Here is a 19,332-nt window from a genome sequence, read left to right as displayed (position 1 = left end):
TTCGTAAGCTCAGGCCAGCCCGAAAGCGGCGGACGGAGGACTCGACCGTGTTGCGAACCTTGGTCCGGGTGGTCGGCGCCGGGGATGACGACCATCGGCTCAGTACGACTTCGGCAAGCCCAGCACATGTTCGCCGATGTAGTTGAGCAGCATCTCGTTGTTGATGGGCGCGATTTCCAGCAGGCGCACCATGGGCCACAGCGTAACAATGTCGTAGTCGCGGTCGAACCCGTAACCGCCGTGGGTTTGCAGCGCGGCCTCGACGGCGGCCACCGCCGCTTGCGAGCCCAGCAACTTGGCCATGTTGGCGTGGGCGCCGGCATCCTCTCCGGCGTCGAAGCGCTCGGCGGCGTTGTAGGTCATTAGCCGCGCTGCCTCGATCTGCGCCTTGGCCTGCGCCATGCGGTGCTGCAGTGCCTGGTAGGAGCCGATCGGCTTGCCGAAGGGCTTGCGATCCTTGGCATAGGCCACCGCCTTGGCCAGCGCATAGTCGCCCAGGCCGATGGCGGCTCCGGCGGCCAGCAGGCGCTCCGAGTTCAGGCCTTCGAACATCAGCTTGGCGCCCTTGCCGGCCTCGCCGATCAGCGCGTCGGCGGGCAGCTTGACGTTGTCAAAGAACACCATGTACTGGCGCTCGGCGGTCTCGACCTGGATGTTGAGTTGCGTCAGCTGGATGCCGGGCGTTTTCATGTCGAGCACGAACAGCGAGATGCCGTCGGTGCGGTGCTTCACCTCGCCTGCCTTGGTAGTGCGTGCGATCACCAGCATGTAGTCGGCATCGCGCGCGCCAGAAATGAAGACCTTCTGGCCATTGAGCACCCAGCCATCGCCGTCCGGTGTGGCCAGCGTGGTCATGGCAAAGCTGTTGGTGCCGGCATTGGGTTCGGTGATGGCAAAGCACAGTTTCTTCTCGCCGGTGCAGGTGGGCGTGACGAACTTGCGGATTTGCTCGGGTGTGCCGTTGCGCATGATTGGCACCCGGCCCAGGCCGGTGACGACCAGAAACAGCGTGGGAACGCCGGCCAGCGCCAGGGCTTCATTGAGCGCGGTGATCTCCAGCACGCCGCCGCCTGAGCCGCCGTACTCTTCCGGAACCGACAGGCCTAGCAGGCCGAATTCGCCGAGCTTTTGCCACAGCTCGTCGGGGAAGCGGTCTTCCTTGATGCACTGCAGGATGTAGCTGCGTGGGTACAGGGTGGTGACGCCGCGGGCGGCTTCCTGCACGTCGCGGATGCGATCACGCAGGGCTGCGGAAGCGGTGTTGGCAATGGCGGTGGTGGCCGGGGTGTTCATGGTTTGTGTCTCCGTCTTGGGTTAGTGGGTGAACGTTCTCAAAGAGCCATGTCGGCTGGAATGGGTACCGGAAAATCGAGCAGCATCTGCGCAAAGGCTTTGCCCTGCGAGTCCATGCGAACCGAAGCGATGCCGCCGCCGCCCAGGGCTTCGTGCATCAGAAAATTCAGCGCGTGCGTGCCGGGCAAATCGAAGCGCTGCACGCTGCCCTTGACGAGGTGGGCGAACCAGGCCGCCACCGCCTGCTCGCTCAGGGCGGCGCGGATGAAGGGCAGGTAATCGGGCTGGCGCGCCAGGATGCCGATGTTGGCGGCGTCGCCCTTGTCGCCGCTGCGGCCCCAGGCCAGCTTCACCAGCGGCACTATCCGCGTGCCGCGCGCATAGGCGTCGGCGGCAGGCAGCGGGCCGCCGACCTGGGGCAGGGTCGCCGGATCAAACGCCTGGCCGTGCCATGGCGGTGCCGCCACGGTCTGGTCGCCCATGTCGATGCGCGCGGCCACCTGGGTCTTGGGGATCAGACAGGAAAACAGCCGAACCACTGGTTGCACCTTGGGTCGGCCACCGGTGAAGCCCGTGATGGCCGGGGCCGACATCAGGGCCATCGGCGCCACTTCGCGCGAAAACAGTTCGAGCGCGTCCTTGACCGGGTGGCGCACGCCGACCTTGAGCATCACTTCGCGCGCATTGGGCCGCGCGTGGGGGCCGTAGGTATCTTCGGCGCCGATGGCCTCGACACAGGTTTCGGTGAAGTCGGGCCAACCGCGCTGCGCATAGTGGCGCCGCATGCGCGCCAGTGTGGCGGCGCCCACGCGCTGCGCCTTGGCGCCGGCATCGATGCCGCCGATCATGAACAGGCTCATGGCCCGAAAGCCGTCGGCGTAGGTGACGCTGACTTTGGCCTGATCGGTCGGAGGGAGGCCGCGCGCGCCCTTGACCTCGACGCGGTCGGGGCCGATCTGCGTCAGCGTCACGCCGGTGAAGTCGCACACCACATCGGGCAGGATGTAGGCGCGCGGGTCGCCGATTTCATAGAGCATCTGCTCGCCCACCGTGGAGGGGCAGACCAGCCCACCCGAGCCTTCGGGCTTGGTGATGACGAAGCTGCCGTCGGCGCGGCACTCGGCGACGGGAAAACCCATGTCGTCCCAGCCCGGTACCGACTCCCAGTCGGTGTAGTTGCCGCCGGTGGTCTGTGTGCCGCACTCGATCAGGTGGCCGGCCAAGCTGCCCTGCGCGAGCAGATCGTGGTCGGTGGCGGCCCAGCCAAAGGCATGGATCAGCGGCGCCAGCGTGACCGCGCTGTCGACGCAGCGGCCCGTGACCACGATGTCGGCGCCGGCATCGAGCGCCGCGGCGATCGGGAAGGCGCCCAGATAGGCGTTGGCGCTCATGACCTTTTGTGGAAAGGGGCTGCCCGCGAACATCTCCTGGGTGTTGGCCGAGCGCAGTGCCTCTACCTGAGGCATCAGGTCGTCGCCCAGCACGGCGGCGATTTTCAGATCGACACCTTCGGCCTGGGCTGCCGCCACCAGCGCGGCGCGGCAGGCCGACGGGTTGACGCCGCCGGCATTGGCAATGACCTTGATGCCGCGTGATTTGATCTCCTTCATCAGGGGCTGGAGGGTGGTCACGAAATCCGGTGCATAGCCCAGTGCCGGATCCTTGGCCTGGGCGCGGCTGAGCAGCGACATGGTGATTTCGGCCAGGTAGTCGAACACCAGGACGTCGATGTTGCCGTGCTGCACCAGTTGGGCGGCGGCGAACTCAGAGTCGCCCCAGAAGCCCGAGGCGCTGCCAATGCGAAGGGTGTCTTTTTTCATGAATGTCTCCAGTTGATTGGGGGAGTGGGGTCAGCGCGGGGTGGTGGCAAGACTGCGTGGCCAGAACACGCGCCAGATACCTTTGGCTGTGGCGCAGACGGTGCCATGGGCATCCAGGAACTCCCCTTCGGCAAATGCCGTCGTGCGGCTGATGCGCACCACCTTGCCGCGCGCCTCAAAGCTATCGCCCAAGGCAGCGTTGAGGAAGGTGATGTCGAGGTTGATCGTGAACTGGCGCAGCTCGAAGGGGTCAATGTCGGCCGCCTCAGGCATGTCCAGCAGCGAGGAGATGATGGCCCAGCCCAGCGCGCCGTCAAACATATAGGAGATGACGCCGCCATTGATCACGGTGTCCGAACCGCCGCCGCCGCGTTGGGTGGGGAGGGCTTTGGGCAGTCGCACAATGGCTCTGCCCACGCCTGTTTCTTCCACTTCCAGCCCTTGCGCCTTCAGAAAGGGGTTGTCGTTCCAGCTTTTCTTGTAAGCGGCGATGCGGTCAAGGTGGGGGGCGTTGGCATTCATATGGGGTTCCTGAGGCTTGTTTAAAAATCGTAGGGGATTCAAAGCATCGCCAGTTGTTCGATGCGTTGCACATGGGCCGCCAACGAACGGCGCGCCAGTGGCCAGAGCGCTGCGGGCGTGTCGTCATAGGCGAGTGGCAGCCAGTCGTCCAGGCTGCCTTGCGGGACGGCGCGCATGGCCGCCAGCACCTTGGCCTCGCGCCGCAGGCGGTGCGCCTTGAGCTGCGCAATGGACTGCGCCGCCCAGCCGATGACGTGGCCGTGCGCCGGCAGGATGAATTCGATACCGTCCTCTTCGCAGGCCTGCGCCAGGCGGTCCAGCGAATCGAGGTAGGCGCTCATGTCGCCGTCGGGCGGGTCGATGATGGTGGTGCTGCCGCTGAGAATGTGGTCGCCCGAGAACAGCAGACCGTCTTCTTCGAGGATGAGGCAGAGGTGGTTGGCGGCGTGCCCTGGGGTATGGACCACGCGCAGGGTGCTGTGGTGCTCGCCATCGTGCAGCATCAGGCGCTCGCCGTCGGCCAGCGCGCGGTCGGGGGCGAAGGCTGCCGTGGAGCGGGCGGTGGCGGCGCTGGCCAGGCCCAGCACGGGCGGCGTACGGCCCGTCAGGCGGGCGCAGGCCTGGGCCAGCGGCCGTGCGGCGGGGGAGTGGTCGGCGTGCGAGTGGGTGCAGACGATGGCCGTGATCTGGCCCGCCGTGAACGCCAGCAGGCGCTCGATATGGTCGTTCAGCAAGGGGCCCGGATCGATGACGATGTAGCCACTGGCCGCGTCACCCACGATGTAGCTGTTGGTGCCGGGGCCGGTCATGACGCTGGCGTTGGGGGCGGTGAGGCGATGCAGGTGCCGCAGCAGGGGCACCGGCCGTTCGTGCTGCCAGTCCAGCGCATGTTCCAGTTGTCCGGATGGGCACACCAGCGCGAGCTCGGCGTAGGGCAGGTCCTGCTCCATGAAGCGCTGCGGTTGACCGCCGACCAGACCACCACGGGGGGTGGAGTTCCACAGTGGTTCGTCCTCGGTGCAGGCCGCCAGGGCCTGCCCGGCCTGTTCGAAGGCCGACAGCCAGTGCAGGGTGCGGATGGTGGGGAAGATCATGAAGAAGTTGCCGGCCTGGTGCTGCGCCAGCGCATCCTGGGGCCGGACCCAGACCGGCTCGAACTGCTCCATTTCGTCGGCCACCGGTTCCTGCTGGTCGGGCATCAGCGCAGCGAAGAAGACGGTGTCGAAACGCTTGGGCACGCTGCGGTCGGTGGTCCAGCAGGCCAGCATGCGCGCCTGATCGACCGCCAGTGACCAGCCCTGGGCTTGCAGTTGCGGGTACAGCGCCCGGCTGCGGTCCAGCGCTTGAAGGTGGGTGCGGGTGATGGGCCTGCCATCGGCCTGCACGGCCAGCAGGATGCCCAGTTCCTCGAAGGTTTCCCGCAGCGCCGCCAGCGCCGCCGTGCGGTAGCGTCCGCCCGCGTCGGGGGCGCGCGCCAGCGTGTGTGTCTGGTGGTCGTCGGCGTCCACTCGCCCGCCGGGGAACACATAGGCGCCGGGCAAGAAGCTGGCGTTTGGCGAGCGCCGGGTCATCAGCACTTCGACGCCCAGCGCTCCGTCACGCAGCAGCAACAGGGTGGCCGCTGGGTGCGCCACGGCCGGTTCTTTGCGGGGGTGCAGTTGCAGGGTGGGGCGGGCCATGGCGGTGTTCCTTGCGCGGGGGATGGGGGCTCTACGCGCTGGCCGAATGGGTGCGCAGCAAGGCGTCGAGTGTGCTTTCCAGGTGGGTGAGGGAATTGCATTCGCGCGCGATGTGGCAATAGGGCGCGTAGCGCTTCATCTCCGAATCGCCCAGGCCCCAGAACGAGGTGGGCTCGGGATTGAGCCAGATCACCCGGCGCGCGCGCTCATAAAGCTGCTTCATGACCTCGACATGCGCCTCGCCGCGGTTGTTGCGCGCGTCGCCCAGGATCAGCACCGTGGTGCGGCGGTCGATGTCGCCCAGCAATTGTTCTTCAATATCGAGCAGGGTTTGACCGTAGTCGGTGCCGCTGCCGCCCACGGCCTGCATCACTTTGTCGACCGCTTGCTCGACCGGCAGCAGCTCGAAGGTGTCGCTCACGTCCACCAGGTGGTTGGTGAAGGCGAAACTGCGCACGTCGCTGACCTGCTCGCCCAGGCTGTGCAGGAACAGCAGCAGAAAGCGCGCGTACTGGCGCACCGAGCCGCTGACGTCGCAAATGGCCACCACGCGTGGCCGGTCCACCACCTTGGAGCGCCAGAAGGTCTCGAACATCACGCCGTCGTAGGCCGCGTTCTTGCGCAGGGTCTTGCGGAAGTCGAGCTGGCCGCGCACCCGCTGCTTCTTGCGCCGCGAGTGGCGATCAGCCAGCCGCTTGGCGATTTTGCTGACGATGACGTGCATGCGCGCGAAATCGCGCTTTTCGATGTTGGAGAGCTTTTGCGTTTGCAGGAAGTCGTCGTGCAACTGGCGCGTCGGGGCCGTGCCGAAGAGCGCGAGTTTGCGTTCGACAAAATTGCGAACCTCCTCGAACAATTTCTTGCGCGCCAGTTCAAGCTCCTTGGCGCGCTCGGGCGCCAGCGTCTGGCGTTTGGCGTCAGAGATTTCGCGGTCCAGCAGTTCCAGGCCCATGGCCTGCTGGATCTTCTGGGTGTAAAAGCCCTTTTGCGTGAAGAACCAGATGTCGGTCAGGCCCACCTCGCGCGCGGCTTCCTGCATGCGCTTGGCCAGCGCCGCCGAGTCGCCCGACAGCAACAACTGCGACAAGGCCTGGCCACCGCTGCCCTGGCAACCGCCCGGCCCGCCGGAGCCGGTGGCTGTCTGGTTTTTGGGGCTTTGCTCGGGCGGGTCCTGCGCTGGTGTGGCGTCGGCGCCGGGTTGGACGCCGGGCCGGACCGCGCCGCCAGGGGCTGCCAGGTTTTCAAAAGAGCTGAAACGAAAGAAATGGTCAAAGGCCTCGTCGAACAGGGCGCGGTCGACCGTGGTCTTGGCCAGCGTGGTGCCCAGCGCGCTCTTGAGCAGGGCGCGGTCGCTCCAACCCACCAGTTCGACGGCACGCGCCGCATCGACCTGGGCGTTGAGATGGATTTCAAGGTCGCTGCCGCGCAGCGCCTTGAAAAAGTCTTCAAGCGTGGCTTGCACGGGGACTCTCCGCATCCTTGCGCGCTTGTTGCAGCAGGGTGGACATCTGCGCGTTGGCGGTGGCGATGTCTTGCTCGAACTTGAGGAAGACATTGAGCGTGTCGCGCACCACGTCCAGGTTCAGGTGTTCGGCGTGCAGCAGCAGCAGCGTCTTGGCCCAGTCGATGGTTTCGCTGACCGAGGGCAGTTTTTTCAGGTCCAACTGGCGCACCGCCTGGATGAAGGCCACCAGCTCCCGGTTCAGTGTTGCCGACAGGCCGGGCACGCGCCGCTCCAGTATGCGCCGCTCCAGCGCGGCTTCGGGGAAGGAGATGTGCAGGTGCAGGCAGCGGCGCTTGAGCGCGTCGCTCATTTCGCGCGTGTTGTTGCTGGTGAGAAAGACGAGGGGCTTGACCTTGGCCTTGATGGTGCCGAGTTCGGGTACCGAGACCTGGAAGTCGGACAGCACTTCGAGCAGGAAGGCCTCGAATTCGGGGTCGGACTTGTCGATCTCGTCGATCAGCAGCACGCAGCCGCGCTCCTGGTGCAAGGCCTGGTAGAGCGGGCGCGGTTCGAGGAAATGCTCGCTGAAAAACAGGTCGTCGTGCGCATGCAGCTTGTCCATGGAGGCGGCCAGGCCGACGGCGCCCTGCATCATCTCGCCCAGCTTGTCCTTGAGCAGTTGCGTGTAGAGCAATTGCTTGCCGTATTTCCACTCGTACAAAGCCTTGGATTCGTCCAGGCCTTCGTAACACTGCATGCGGATCAGGGGCACGTCGAGAATCTCGGCCATGCCCTTGGCCAGTTCGGTCTTGCCGACGCCGGCCGGGCCTTCGACCAGGATCGGCTTTTCCAGGTTGAAGCCCAGGTAGACCGAGGTGGCGATTTCGCGGCTGGCGATGTAGTCGACCGAGGCGAAGGCTTTGGAGACTCGGTCAACGGAATCAAAGTGGGCTTGGTGCAGTGTTTTCATGGGTTGTCGTTGATTCCAAAAGGGTTTCTCCGGCCTGGAATTGCCGGGATTCGGCGATGCTGCGGGCGATGCCCTGCACCAGGCGCAGGTCGCGCGCCAGGGTGAGCAGGGCCGGTTCATGGTCGTCCAGGGCTGCGGCAAAGGATTCACAGGCGCCTTGCCAGCGATCAAACAGGCGGCGCGCGCCCAGGTTGAACGCCGCCAGCGCCTCGTCGGGCCCGTGCTGGTCCAGGTGCTGGGCGGCATGGCGTGCCACGGGCGAGAGGGCGTCGAGTTCGAGTTGCAAGCCACCCAGCTCCCGGGTCAAAGCCGGCGTGCGGGCTGCATGGCGAAACCAGCGTGCCAGGGTATCCAGCTCGGCTTGCATGGCGCCGAGCATCGGGCCCAGCAGCAGCGCGTCTTCGATCGCGCGCAGCGGCCGAGCGATGGTGTCGAAAGCCTGTCCAGGCTCGCCCAGGCGCTGGCTTTCCGGCACCCGGCAGCCGACCAGGCGCAGGCCGCAATGGCCCAGCGGCGCCAGTCCGCGCACTTTGTCGTCCAGTTCGCGGGTCAGGCCCGGTGTGTTGGCCTCAACGACGAAAGCATCGAAGCGCTTGCGCCCTTCTTTTTCGCCGCTGACGGCCAGCACGATGATGGCATCGGCGGCCGGGCCGTTGCTGACGAAGGCCTTGTGGCCGTCAAGAAGCCAGTCGTCGCCGTCCCGTACCGCCCGGCAGCTCAGGTGTTTGGGGTGTGCGCCGGTGCCGGGCTCGGAGATCGCGAGTGCCAGCAGGGTGTCGCCGACCGCCATGGATTGCAGCAGCGCACGATGCCGGTCGCTGCGCAGATTCGGCGACAGCACGAAGCGCGCCAGCATTTGCTGCATCATCCACGCCATGCCCAGCCCCAGACTGGCGGATTCCCGGGCGACGATGCCGGCCAGCGCGCTGACCAGCGCGGAGTCCGCTACGGGCGCCCCACCGTCGCTGTCGAAGCCCACGCCGAGCAGGCCACTGGCGCCGAGGTGGCGCCACCAGGCGCGGGGGAAGCCGTGCGTGCAGTCAGGCGCTGGCGCGTTCGCCAGGGCCAGGCGCATGGCCTCGGGCAGCGCCGGGTCCGACTTGGGTTGCTCAGGGGATTGAGAGCGGCTCATAGGTCCATCCAGATCAGGCGTAAAACCCGAGCTGTCGCGCCGCCAGGTCGCGCATCACTTCTTCGGCGCCGCCACCGATGGCGTTGACCTTGACTTCGCGGTAAATGCGCTCCACCTTGACGCCGCGCATGAAACCGGCGCCGCCGTGCAGTTGCACCGCCTCGCTGGCGCAATAGGCCATGGTCTGGGTGGCCTGGTTTTTCAGCAGGCAGATTTCGCCCACCGGCGTGTCGCCCTGTTCGACGCGCCAGGCGAGCAATTCCAGCATGGCCTGGGTCGCCTCGACGTGCATGGCCATGTCGGCGAGTTTGTGGCGGGTGACCTGCTGGTCGATCAACTTGCCGCCAAACATCTCGCGCTCACGCGACCAGGCTAGCGCCTCGTCCAGGCAGACACGGGCAAAACCGTTGGCGCCGGCGGCGAGAAAGATGCGCTCGCGGTTGAAATTCTTCATGATGGCTTTGAAGCCCTGGTTTTCCACCCCCACCAGGTTCTCCACCGGCACGCGGCAGTTGTCGAAATACAGGGTGGCGGTGTCGGAGCACCACCAGCCCATTTTTCTCAAGGGCGTTTGCGTAAAGCCGGGCGTGCCTTTCTCGATCAGCAGCAGCGACACGCCGCCCGGCCCCGGCCCGCCGGTGCGCACCGCCACGGTGTAGAAGTCGGCGCGCATGCCGGAGGTGATGAAGGTTTTCGAGCCGTTGACGACGTAGTGGTCACCATCCCGGCGCGCCGTGGTCTTGAGGTTGGCCACGTCCGAACCGCCGGAGGGTTCGGTGATGCCGAGTGCGCTGATCTTCTCGCCCCGCAGCACCGGCGGCAAGACGCGCTGCTGGAGCGCCTCGCTGCCCACGTTGACGATGGGCGGGCAGCCGATGGTGTGCGACAGCAGACTCGCCAGCACACCGCCAGCACCGCAACGCGCCAGTTCCTGCGCGGCGATGATGGTCATGAACAGGTCGCCGTCGTTGCCGCCATGGCTTTGCGGAAAACCCAGGCCCAGCAGGCCGATTTCGGCCGCCTTGCGGTACAGATCGACAGGAAAGGACTCGGCTTCGTCCCAGGCATCCACGTGCGGACTGATTTCTCGGGCGACGAAGCGGCGCATCGCGTCGCGGAACGCCAGGTGCTCGGGCGTATAGAAGGGACTCTTGGCAGGCAGGGTTTCGGCAGGCATGGGTATTACTCCTCGTGGGTGTGGCGGGTGTCGTGCGTGCAGGGCGGTGCGCGCCTCAATCAGGCTGCTCGACCAGCGACACCAACAAGGCGCGCGTGGCCACCTGGTCGCCAGCGCGCACCGCCACTTGGTCCACCACGCCGTCGCGACGGACCAGCAGTTGGTGCTCCATCTTCATGGCTTCGAGCACCACCAGGCGTTGCCCCTTGGTGACGGTGTCGCCAGGTTGGACGTCAACGGCCAGTACCCGTCCATTCATGGGGGCGAGCACACGTGACTCCGCGCTGCCTGCAGCTGCGGCCGGTGGGTCATAGGTCAGGTCTTCAAAGCTGGCGCTCAGGTCGCCCAGTTCCAGGTGCAACACGCCGCCGGCAAACACCGCAGCCGCGTGCTGTTGCACGCCATCGGCGATCAGGTGCAGGCACTCGCCTTGACGCCCGCTGAGGGTGACGTGGTGCAGCGCCGCGCCCACTTCGAGCGTGTAGCGGTGGGCGCCAGTGACCGTGATGTGCACGGCATGTCGGTGTTCGCCCTCGCCGATCAGCATCGGCCAGCGTGCCGGTCCGCTGGAGCGCCACGGCGCGGCTGCGACCGGCGTGGCGCTGGCTTCAAACCACAGCGTGCCGGCCAGCGCCAGCGCCAGCGAGTCGGGCTGGGGCCGCACCAGCGCCGCAGCGCCGAAGTGCTGGGCGATGAAGGCCGTGGTCGTTTCGCCAGCGGCGAAGGCCGGGTGGCTGGCCACGGCTTCGAGGAAGGCACGGTTGTGGGGCAGACCGAGCAGGCGGGTGCGTTGCAGCGCACCGATCAGGCGTCGCCGGGCTTCGTCGCGGGTGGCGCCGTGTGCAATGATCTTGGCGATCATCGGATCGTAGTGAGGGCTCACGGTCTGACCCGATGCCAGGCCGTGGTCAACGCGCACGCCTTCGCCCGTGGGCGGGCTCCAGAGCGCAACATCGCCACTTTGCGGCAGGAAGCCCGCGTACGGGTCTTCGGCATACAGGCGCACTTCGATCGCGTGCCCGTTCAATTGCACTTGCTCCTGCGTCAGCGGCAAGGGCTCGCCACGGGCCACGGCGATCTGCCAGGCCACCAGGTCCAGTCCGGTGATGCACTCGGTCACCGGGTGTTCGACCTGCAGCCGTGTGTTCATCTCCAGAAAGTAGAAACGCCCTTCGCGGTCGAGCAGAAACTCGACCGTGCCGGCGCCGACGTAGTTCACGGTGCGCGCCGCCGCCACCGCCGCCGCGCCCATTTGCGCGCGCAGCTCGGGCGTGACCGCCGGGGAGGGCGCTTCTTCGAACACCTTCTGGTGCCGGCGCTGGATCGAGCAGTCGCGTTCGCCCAGGTGGATGATGTGGCCGTGCTGGTCGCCGAAGACCTGGATTTCGACGTGGCGCGGCTCCATCACCGCGCGCTCCAGGATGAGCTCTTCGCTGCCGAAGGCGTTGCCGGCTTCCGAGCGGGCGCTGACCAGGGCGACCGCCAGGTCTTGCGGGTGTTCGACCAGCCGCATGCCGCGCCCGCCGCCGCCCGCCGCCGCCTTGACCATGATCGGGAAACCGATCTCGGCAGCTTTCGTGAGCAGCGTGGCATCGGATTGGTCGGTGCCCTGATAGCCCGGCACGCAGGGCACGCCCGCCGCCAGCATCAGGCGTTTGGCGCCGGCCTTGTTGCCCATTTTCAGGATGGCCTGCGGGTCCGGGCCGATGAACACCAGCCCGGCGTCCAGGCAAGCCTGCGCAAAGCCGTCGTTCTCGGACAGGAAGCCGTAGCCGGGGTGTACCGCGTCGGCGCCTGTGCTGCGCGCCGCCGCCAGCAGCGCCGCAACGTTGAGGTAGCTCTCGCGTACCGGCGCCGGGCCGATGCACACGGCCTCGTCGGCCAGGGCGACATGCAGCGCCCGCGCATCGGCTTCGCTGTAAACGGCCACCGTGCGGTAGCCCAGGGCCTGGGCTGTGCGGATGATCCGGCAGGCGATTTCTCCGCGGTTGGCGATCAGGATTTTTTTAAACATGCTCAGCTCCCGCGGAAAAATCCCCTGCGCACGCTGTGCGTGCCATGCGATGTGGCTTTGCCGCTGCGCCGACTGGCGTCGGCTGGTCGCCGCGGTTGGCAATCAGGATTTTGGTGAAGTTCATCGGGGTTCTCACATCCGTGCCACGCCAAAGGTGTTCGGGTTCAGTGGCCGCAACGCGGCTTCGCGACACACCGCCAGGGTGGTGGCGAGCGCGCGGCGGGTGTCGCGCGGGTCGATGATGCCGTCGTCCCACAGGCGCGCGGTGGCAAACAGCGAATGCGATTCGAGGTCAAAACGTGCCAGGATCTCGCTTTTCATGGTGGCCATGGTTTCGGCGGGTGGCTCCTTGCCGGTGCGGGCAAATTTTTCTTCGGTGACTATGCGCATCACGGTCGCGGCCTGCTCGCCGCCCATCACAGCCACCCGCGCGTTGGGCCAGGAGAACACGAAGCGCGGATCGTAGGCACGGCCACACATGCCGTAGTTGCCGGCACCGAAGGAGGCACCGGTCATCACGGTGATTTGCGGCACGGTGGCATTGGCCACGGCCTGGATCATCTTGGCGCCATGCTTGATCATGCCGACCTGCTCCACATCCTTGCCGACCATGAAGCCGGTGGTGTTCTGCAGGTAGACGATCGGGGTGCCCGACTGGCAGCACAACTGGATGAACTGGGTCGCCTTGGTGGCGCCTTGCGGATCGATGGGGCCGTTGTTGCCGATGAAGCCGCATGGGTGTCCCTCGATGGCGCCGTGGCCGCACACGGTGCTGGAGCCATACAGCGGCTTGAATTCAAGGAAGTCGGAGTCGTCGATCAGCCGTGCCAGCATCTCGCGCATGTCATAGGGCTGGCGGAAGTCGGTGGGCACGACGCCGGCCAGTTGCTCGACCGGATAACGCGGCTCTTTCCAGGTCTTCACCGCGCGCATCGGCAAGCGGTCGTTCCAGGGCAGCCGCGCCAGGATGTCGCGCGCGATGCGGATGCCGTCGGCATCGTCCTCGGCCAAGTACTCGGCCACGCCCGACATCGAACAGTGCATCTCGGCGCCGCCCAGCTCTTCGTCGGTGGCGATTTCGCCGGTGGCGGCTTTTAGCAAGGGTGGGCCGGCCAGGAAAGCCTTGGCTCGTCCGCGCACCATGATCACATAGTCGGACATGCCCGGCAGGTAGGCGCCGCCGGCGGTTGAGTGGCCGTGCATCACGCAGACCTGCGGAATGCCCCTGGCCGATAGCCGCGCCTGGTTGGCAAAGCCGCGGCCGCCTTCAATGAACACCTCGCCCACATGCATCAGGTTGGCGCCGCCGGACTCGACCAGTCGCACCACTGGCAGTTTGTTCTCCAGTGCGATGGCTTCGGCGCGCAGGCTCTTCTTCATGCCCATTGGTGTGATGGTGCCGCCCTTGATCGCGCTATCGGAGGCGATCACCATGCAGCGGATGCCCGACACCACCCCGATGCCGCAGATGATCCCGCCGCCCAGCACGTTCTTCTCGCCGTCGTCATCGTGCATCCTGAAGCCGGCCAGGGTCGAGAACTCCAGCCATGACGAGCCGCGGTCGAGCAGCAGCGCGATGCGCTCGCGCGGCAGCAGCTGCTTGCGGGCGCGGAACTTGGCTTCCTGGCTGTTCGATGTGTTGCGTACACGGTCTTCGAGCGTGCGGAAACTGTCGATCAGCGCGAGCATCTGTGCGCGCTCGCGACGGAAGCTCTCTGACTGCGGATCGACTTGACTTTGAATGGCGGGCATGGGCGGTTCTCGCTGAACTGAAAGGTCGCAGTGAACGAATGGGGTAGCAGGCCTGCTTAGATCGTGAGTACGTTCTTACAGGTCGTAAAAACGTTCACCCTGATCGGCCATTCGGCGCAGCAGTTGCGGCGGCGCAAAGCGCGCACCGTGCCGCTCGGCCAGGGTCTCGCAGGCCTTGACAAAAGCGGCCAGCCCCAGGCTGTGGATCTGGCCGATCGGGCCGCCCAGGTAGGCCGGGAAACCCCAGCCCAGGATCGCGCCGACATCGGCATCGATGGGCGCCAGCAGCACTTTTTCTTCGAGGCAGCGCGCGGTTTCGACCGATTGGATGAACATCAGGCGTTGCTTGACCTCTTCGACCGTGGGTTGCGTGGCCGCCAGCGGGAACGCCTGCGCCAGGCCTGCCCACAGTTGCTTCTGGCCATCTTGCGGGTAGTCGTAGAAACCCTTACCGGTCTTTTTACCCAGTCGTCCCAACTTGTCCACCATGCGGTCGCAGACGTCGTCGATGGCGCTGCGCTGGTAGGCCTTGCCGAGGTCGGCGGCGGTCTGTTTCCGGATGCGCGCCATCAATTCGAGCGAGACTTCGTCGGCCAGCGCCAGCGGCCCCACCGGCATGCCGGCCATGCGCCCGGCGTTGTCGATCAGCGCCGGCTTCACGCCTTCGGCCAGCAGCGCCAGGCCTTCGCCGACGTAGGTCGAGAACACCCGGCTGGTGTAGAAGCCGCGGCTGTCATTGACGACGATGGGCGTCTTGCGGATCGCCTTGACGAAGTCCATGGCACGGGCCAGGCATTCATCACTGGTGGCCTGGCCGCGAATGATCTCCACCAGCGGCATCTTGTCGACTGGCGAGAAGAAATGCAGGCCGATGAAATTGGCCGGACGTGCGGACGCCTCGGCCAGCCCGCTGATGGGCAGGGTGGAGGTGTTGGAGGCGAAGATGGCGCCGGGGGCGATCACCGCCTCGGCCTTGCGCGTCACGTCGGCCTTGATGGCGCGGTCTTCAAACACCGCTTCGACCACGATGTCACAGCCTGCCAGGTCGGCGAAGTCGGTGGTCGGTTTGATCAGGGTGAGCTTGGCATCACGCTCGGCCTCGGTCATGCGCTTGGCGGCCACGCGCTTGTTCCACAGGTTCTCGCTGTAGGCCTTGCCCTTGGCCGCGCTGTCGGTGCTGCTGTCGAGCAGCACCACTTCCATGCCGACCTCGGCGGCGGCGAAGGCAATGCCCGCGCCCATCATGCCAGCCCCCAGAATGCCGACCTTGCGGTAGCTGGCCTGAGGCACGCCCTTGGGCCGGGAGGCCAGCTTGCTGGCGGCGGGAATGCCAAAGAACAGCGAGTGAATCATGTTCTTGGCCTCTTTGCCGGTCGTCAGCTTGACGAACTCGCGCATCTCGACCTTGCAGCCGGTGTCGATGTCGACCTGGCAGCCGTTGTAGACGCAGTTCAAGATCGCCTCGGGCGCGGGATAGTTGCCAAAGGTCTTGGCGCGCAGCATGGCGTTGCCTGCGGTGAAGGTTTCGTAGCCCATGGGGCTTTGCACGGCGCCGCCCGGCAGCTTGAAACCCTTGCGGTCCCAGGGCTGAACAGCGGCAGCGGCACCGTCGGTCAGCAGCCACTGCTTGGCGCGGGCCAGCAGTTGGTCGGCCGGCACGACTTCATCGACCAGACCCGCTTCCAGGGCTTTTTGCGGGGCGAGCTTTTTGCCTTCGAGCAGGAAGGGCAGCGCGTTGCGCACGCCGATCATGCGCGGCAGACGCTGCGTGCCGCCTCCGCCCGGCAGTAGGCCAAGGCCCACCTCGGGCAGGCCGATGAGGGCCTTAGGGTTGTCGGCGGCAATGCGTCGGTGGCAGGCCAGCGCGACCTCGTAGCCGCCGCCCAGCGTGGTGCCGTTGAGGGCCGCGACGAAGGGCTTGCCGCTTTTCTCAATGCCGCGCATCAGGGCGTGCAACTGGGTGACAAAGTCCATCATGCCGGCCACGTCGGTGATGGCGAGCATCATGTTGAGGTCGGCGCCGGCGATGAATTCGGGCTTGGAGGATGTGACGACCACGCCCTTGACGGCAGAATCCGCTTGGGCACGCTTCACGGCGTCGGCGAAGGCGGGAATGGATTGCCCGTTGAGGACGTTCATCGGCACGTCCTGCATGGCCCAGGTGATGGTGGCGATGCCGTCGGCATCAACCTTGTAGTCAATAGTCATGGTGGTGGTCCAGGTCTGTGATGAGGATCGCGTCGTGCCGGGGCTTCAGACGCGCTCGATGATGGTGGCGGTGCCCATGCCGGCGCCCACGCACAGCGTGATCAGGCCAGTGGACAGGTTGCGCCGCTCGAGTTCGTCGAGCACGGTGCCCAGAATCATGGCGCCGGTCGCGCCCAGCGGGTGCCCCATGGCAATGGCACCGCCGTTGACGTTCATCTTGTCGTGCGGGACGTTCATCACTTCCATGAAACGCAGCACGACCGAGGCGAAGGCTTCGTTCAGTTCATAGAGGTCGATGTCGCTGGCCCTCATGCCGGCGAGCTTGAGCGCCTTTTCCGCCGAGTAGGAGGGGCCGGTCAGCATGATGGTGGGTTCGCTGCCGATGGAGGCGAACGAGCGGATGCGTGCACGGGCTTTCAGGCCCAGCAGCTTGCCGGCCTCGGCGTTGCCGATCAGCACCGCGGCCGCGCCGTCAACAATGCCCGACGAGTTGCCGGCGTGGTGCACGTGCGCCATGCGCTCGATCTCCGGATAGCGCTGCATGGCCACCGCGTCGAAGCCGTATTTCTCGCCCTGCACCTTGAACGCAGGCTCCAGCTTGGCCAGCGACTCCAGCGTGGTTTCGGCGCGCATGTGTTCGTCGCGATCCAGTACGACGCAACCGTTCACGTCCTTGACGGGAACAATCGACTTGGCGAAGCGGCCTTCGGCCCAGGCGAGTGCCGCGCGGCGCTGGCTTTCGACCGCGTAGCTGTCAACATCGTTGCGGCTGTGGCCGTAAAGGGTGGCAATCAGATCGGCTGAAATGCCCTGCGGCACAAAATAGGTCGGAATCGCTACCGCGGGGTCAGCCGCCCAAGCGCCGCCGCTGGTGCCCATGGGCACACGGCTCATGCTCTCGACGCCGCCGCCGATGACCAGTGGCGACTGGCCCGACATCACCTTGGCGGCGGCCATGTTGCAGGCCTCCAGGCCCGAGGCGCAAAAGCGATTGATCTGCACACCGGCAGCGCTTTCGTGGTACCCGGCGGCGATGGCCGCAACGCGGGCGATGTTGGCGCCTTGCTCGCCGGCGGGTTCGACGCAGCCGAGGATGATGTCGTCCACGAAGGCGGTGTCCAGGGTGTTGCGGTCGCGCAGCGCCTGCAGCGCGGTGATGGCCAGACTGATGGGCGTGCTGCCGTGCAGCGCACCCGAGCTGCGGCCCTTGCCGCGCGGCGTGCGCACGGCATCAAAAATGAATGTTTCGGTCATGGTGGGTTTCCTTCTTTCTGAATCTGTGGAAGCGATAGGCAAGATGGCGGAAAGCGGCTGGCGGCGTGTGCTACAGCGTACGGCTGATGATTTCCTTCATGATTTCGTTGGCGCCACCGTAGATGCGCGCGACGCGCGCATCCGCATAGGCACGGGCAATCGGGTACTCCCACATGTAGCCGAAGCCGCCGAACATCTGCAGGCATTGGTCGATCACCTTGCAGTGCAGGTCGGTGGTCCAGTACTTGGCCATCGCGGCGGTGGCGGCATCAAGCTGACCATCCATCAGCAGGCCGAGCAGGCGGTCGACAAAGACCTGTGCGATCTGCACCTCGGTTTTCATTTCGGCGAGCTTGAAGCGGTTGTGCTGGAAATCGATCACGCGCTGGCCGAAGGCCTTGCGATCCTTGGTGTAGGCCAGCGTCCATTCGAGCGCGGCCTCGGCGCCCGCCACCGCGCCGATGGCGATCTGCATGCGCTCCCAGGCCAGTTCCTGCATCAGCAGGAAAAAGCCCTTGCCCTCGCCGCCGAGGATGTTGCTGACCGGCACGCGCACGTCTTCGAAGAAGAGTTCCGAGGTGTCCTGCGCCTTCATGCCGATCTTTTCGAGGTTGCGCCCGCGCGTGAAGCCGGGGCGATGGGTCTCGACCAGCACCAGCGAGGTTCCCTTGGCGCCTTGCGTCGGGTCGGTCTTGGCGACAACGATCACCAGGTCGGCGTTCTGGCCATTGGTGATGAAGGTCTTTTGACCATTGATCACCAGTTCGTCGCCGTCACGGACCGCGCTGGTGCGCACGCTTTGCAGGTCGCTTCCTGCGCCCGGCTCGGTCATAGCGATGGCGCCAATCACCTCGCCGGTGGCCATTTTCGGCAGCCAGCTGTGCTTTTGCTCCTCGGTGCCGTAGGCCAGGATGTAAGGTGCCACGATGTCGGAGTGCAGGCTGAAGCCGATCCCGCTCGTGCCGGCGCGCGCGACTTCCTCGATCAGCACGGCACTGTGCAGGCGCGTGCCGCCACCGCCGCCGTATTGCTCGGGTGTGGCGGGGCACAGCAGGCCCGCGGCGCCGGCCTTGCGCCAGACGGCGCGCGGCACGATGCCATAGGTTTCCCAGCCAGCGTGATGGGGGATGACCTCTTCTTCCAGAAAGCGGCGGGCCTGGTCCCGGAAGAGTTCGTGTTCTTCACCGAAGAGGGTGCGGTTGAGCATGGGCCTGTCCTTGAAGTTAGATTGAGATTGACACTGGCATGGCCGACGGCTGCGAAGAGTGGCTCGTCCACGCGGGACGGCGCCGGAAGCACCCAGCACGCGATGGATAAGACCATCAACCAAACGCTTGTTAGATGATATAGTATATGGCATGACGAAGGAGCAAAACAACCCACTCCCGCGCAGAGATGCGATCCTGGCGGCTGCGGCGAGTCGGTTCCGGCGACAGGGTTTCGAGCGCACCTCGGTGCGCGAGATTGCCCAGGCCATGGGCATGACTTCGGGTTCGATCTTCTACCACTTCGCCACCAAGGAGGAACTGCTGGTGGCGATCATGGAGGAGGGCGTTCGCGACATCATGCAGTCGGTGCGCGACGGGCTGGCTGGCGAGACGCGCCTGCCCGAGCGGCTGCTGTCGATGGTGCGCAGCCACCTGAAGGCATTGCTGGGTACGAGGCTCGACGCCATGACCGTGCTGCTCTACGAGTGGCGCAGCCTTTCGCCGACCGCCCAGACCCGGGTGATGGCATCGCGCGACGCCTACGAGGCCTTGTGGACGGCTCCGATCAGCGAGGCTGCGGCGCTGGGGCTGGTCGATGCCGATGTCGTGCTGGTGCGCCAGACGGTGCTCGGCGCCCTCAACTGGACGGCGCAGTGGTACCGACCTGGCGGGCGTCTGGATATCGACACGTTGGCGCAGCGCATGTACACGATGCTGTTTCCTCGCGTGGTCGCATCCGATGTGCAAGGTGCGGCATGCGCAAGTAGGTCGAAGGCTATCGGTACCCCTTCGGAGAGCCCGGGAGCAGGGCCGTCCGAAACAGTACCTTCTTTGAATTGAAAGCTAAACAGGAGAAAAG

Annotated in this window: 14 protein-coding genes; 1 reads left to right on the top strand and 13 read right to left on the bottom strand. The window is 65.9% G+C overall.

What is annotated here, in order from left to right; genetic code table 11:
• Nucleotides 1-99 precede the first annotated feature (99 nt).
• From F3K02_RS07510 to F3K02_RS07450, 13 genes are all read right to left on the bottom strand, one after another.
• Complete coding sequence (locus F3K02_RS07510; protein WP_177134738.1) at nucleotides 100-1,293, bottom strand: acyl-CoA dehydrogenase family protein; 1,194 nt, start codon at nucleotides 1,291-1,293, stop codon at nucleotides 100-102.
• Between the two features lie 38 nt (nucleotides 1,294-1,331).
• A complete protein-coding gene (locus F3K02_RS07505) occupies nucleotides 1,332-3,113 on the bottom strand; it encodes an acyclic terpene utilization AtuA family protein (protein ID WP_127806099.1) in 1,782 nt (593 codons plus the stop codon).
• Between the two features lie 30 nt (nucleotides 3,114-3,143).
• Nucleotides 3,144-3,635 (bottom strand): PaaI family thioesterase, encoded by a 492-nt coding sequence (locus F3K02_RS07500; protein WP_008905367.1) that lies wholly within the window; start codon nucleotides 3,633-3,635, stop codon nucleotides 3,144-3,146.
• A 38-nt stretch (nucleotides 3,636-3,673) separates the two neighbouring features.
• On the bottom strand, nucleotides 3,674-5,314 hold the full coding sequence (locus tag F3K02_RS07495) for an MBL fold metallo-hydrolase (protein WP_127806098.1): 1,641 nt from the start codon (nucleotides 5,312-5,314) through the stop codon (nucleotides 3,674-3,676).
• A gap of 31 nt (nucleotides 5,315-5,345) precedes the next feature.
• Complete coding sequence (locus F3K02_RS27880) at nucleotides 5,346-6,776, bottom strand: vWA domain-containing protein (RefSeq protein ID WP_164868402.1); 1,431 nt, start codon at nucleotides 6,774-6,776, stop codon at nucleotides 5,346-5,348.
• Entirely contained in the window at nucleotides 6,760-7,728 is a 969-nt protein-coding gene (locus tag F3K02_RS07485; RefSeq protein WP_127806096.1) for an AAA family ATPase, read from the bottom strand. Before F3K02_RS07485 ends, F3K02_RS27880 begins: the two co-directional genes overlap by 17 nt.
• Nucleotides 7,700-8,860 (bottom strand): acyl-CoA dehydrogenase family protein, encoded by a 1,161-nt coding sequence (locus F3K02_RS07480; protein WP_127806095.1) that lies wholly within the window; start codon nucleotides 8,858-8,860, stop codon nucleotides 7,700-7,702. Before F3K02_RS07480 ends, F3K02_RS07485 begins: the two co-directional genes overlap by 29 nt.
• Nucleotides 8,861-8,873: 13 nt before the next feature.
• The gene (locus F3K02_RS07475) at nucleotides 8,874-10,037 is read right to left on the bottom strand and encodes an acyl-CoA dehydrogenase family protein (RefSeq protein WP_177134736.1); all 1,164 of its coding nucleotides are present in this window, start codon (nucleotides 10,035-10,037) and stop codon (nucleotides 8,874-8,876) included.
• Between the two features lie 55 nt (nucleotides 10,038-10,092).
• On the bottom strand, nucleotides 10,093-12,051 hold the full coding sequence (locus F3K02_RS07470; RefSeq protein WP_281362732.1) for an acetyl-CoA carboxylase biotin carboxylase subunit: 1,959 nt from the start codon (nucleotides 12,049-12,051) through the stop codon (nucleotides 10,093-10,095).
• Nucleotides 12,052-12,183: 132 nt separating this feature from the next.
• Nucleotides 12,184-13,803 carry an acyl-CoA carboxylase subunit beta gene (locus F3K02_RS07465; RefSeq protein ID WP_127806093.1) on the bottom strand — a complete coding sequence of 540 codons (1,620 nt, stop codon included), beginning with the start codon at nucleotides 13,801-13,803 and terminating at the stop codon, nucleotides 12,184-12,186.
• A gap of 75 nt (nucleotides 13,804-13,878) precedes the next feature.
• Nucleotides 13,879-16,011: a 3-hydroxyacyl-CoA dehydrogenase NAD-binding domain-containing protein gene (locus F3K02_RS07460; RefSeq protein WP_127806092.1), complete on the bottom strand. Its 2,133-nt coding sequence runs from the start codon at nucleotides 16,009-16,011 to the stop codon at nucleotides 13,879-13,881.
• Nucleotides 16,012-16,056: 45 nt separating this feature from the next.
• Entirely contained in the window at nucleotides 16,057-17,265 is a 1,209-nt protein-coding gene (locus F3K02_RS07455) for an acetyl-CoA C-acetyltransferase (RefSeq protein WP_008905376.1), read from the bottom strand.
• A 70-nt stretch (nucleotides 17,266-17,335) separates the two neighbouring features.
• Complete coding sequence (locus F3K02_RS07450) at nucleotides 17,336-18,472, bottom strand: acyl-CoA dehydrogenase family protein (protein ID WP_177134734.1); 1,137 nt, start codon at nucleotides 18,470-18,472, stop codon at nucleotides 17,336-17,338.
• 151 nt (nucleotides 18,473-18,623) lie between these two features.
• Between F3K02_RS07450 and F3K02_RS07445 the strand changes: the two genes are divergently transcribed.
• A complete protein-coding gene (locus F3K02_RS07445) occupies nucleotides 18,624-19,313 on the top strand; it encodes a TetR/AcrR family transcriptional regulator (RefSeq protein WP_177134732.1) in 690 nt (229 codons plus the stop codon).
• Nucleotides 19,314-19,332 lie beyond the last annotated feature (19 nt).

The sequence above is a fragment of the Hydrogenophaga aromaticivorans genome, assembly GCF_013387465.1.
Taxonomy (GTDB): domain Bacteria; phylum Pseudomonadota; class Gammaproteobacteria; order Burkholderiales; family Burkholderiaceae_C; genus Hydrogenophaga; species Hydrogenophaga aromaticivorans.
The sequence above is the reverse complement of the archived record's forward strand: the minus strand, read 5'-3'. Positions and strand labels throughout refer to the sequence as shown.

Coding starts and splice junctions, on each gene's coding strand:
- F3K02_RS07510 (WP_177134738.1), bottom strand. CDS start 1,293: ATGAACACCCCGGCCACCACCGCCATTGCCAACACCGCTTCCGCAGCC.
- F3K02_RS07505 (WP_127806099.1), bottom strand. CDS start 3,113: ATGAAAAAAGACACCCTTCGCATTGGCAGCGCCTCGGGCTTCTGGGGC.
- F3K02_RS07500 (WP_008905367.1), bottom strand. CDS start 3,635: ATGAATGCCAACGCCCCCCACCTTGACCGCATCGCCGCTTACAAGAAA.
- F3K02_RS07495 (WP_127806098.1), bottom strand. CDS start 5,314: ATGGCCCGCCCCACCCTGCAACTGCACCCCCGCAAAGAACCGGCCGTG.
- F3K02_RS07485 (WP_127806096.1), bottom strand. CDS start 7,728: ATGAAAACACTGCACCAAGCCCACTTTGATTCCGTTGACCGAGTCTCC.
- F3K02_RS07480 (WP_127806095.1), bottom strand. CDS start 8,860: ATGAGCCGCTCTCAATCCCCTGAGCAACCCAAGTCGGACCCGGCGCTG.
- F3K02_RS07475 (WP_177134736.1), bottom strand. CDS start 10,037: ATGCCTGCCGAAACCCTGCCTGCCAAGAGTCCCTTCTATACGCCCGAG.
- F3K02_RS07470 (WP_281362732.1), bottom strand. CDS start 12,051: ATGTTTAAAAAAATCCTGATCGCCAACCGCGGAGAAATCGCCTGCCGG.
- F3K02_RS07465 (WP_127806093.1), bottom strand. CDS start 13,803: ATGCCCGCCATTCAAAGTCAAGTCGATCCGCAGTCAGAGAGCTTCCGT.
- F3K02_RS07460 (WP_127806092.1), bottom strand. CDS start 16,011: ATGACTATTGACTACAAGGTTGATGCCGACGGCATCGCCACCATCACC.
- F3K02_RS07455 (WP_008905376.1), bottom strand. CDS start 17,265: ATGACCGAAACATTCATTTTTGATGCCGTGCGCACGCCGCGCGGCAAG.
- F3K02_RS07450 (WP_177134734.1), bottom strand. CDS start 18,472: ATGCTCAACCGCACCCTCTTCGGTGAAGAACACGAACTCTTCCGGGAC.
- F3K02_RS07445 (WP_177134732.1), top strand. CDS start 18,624: ATGACGAAGGAGCAAAACAACCCACTCCCGCGCAGAGATGCGATCCTG.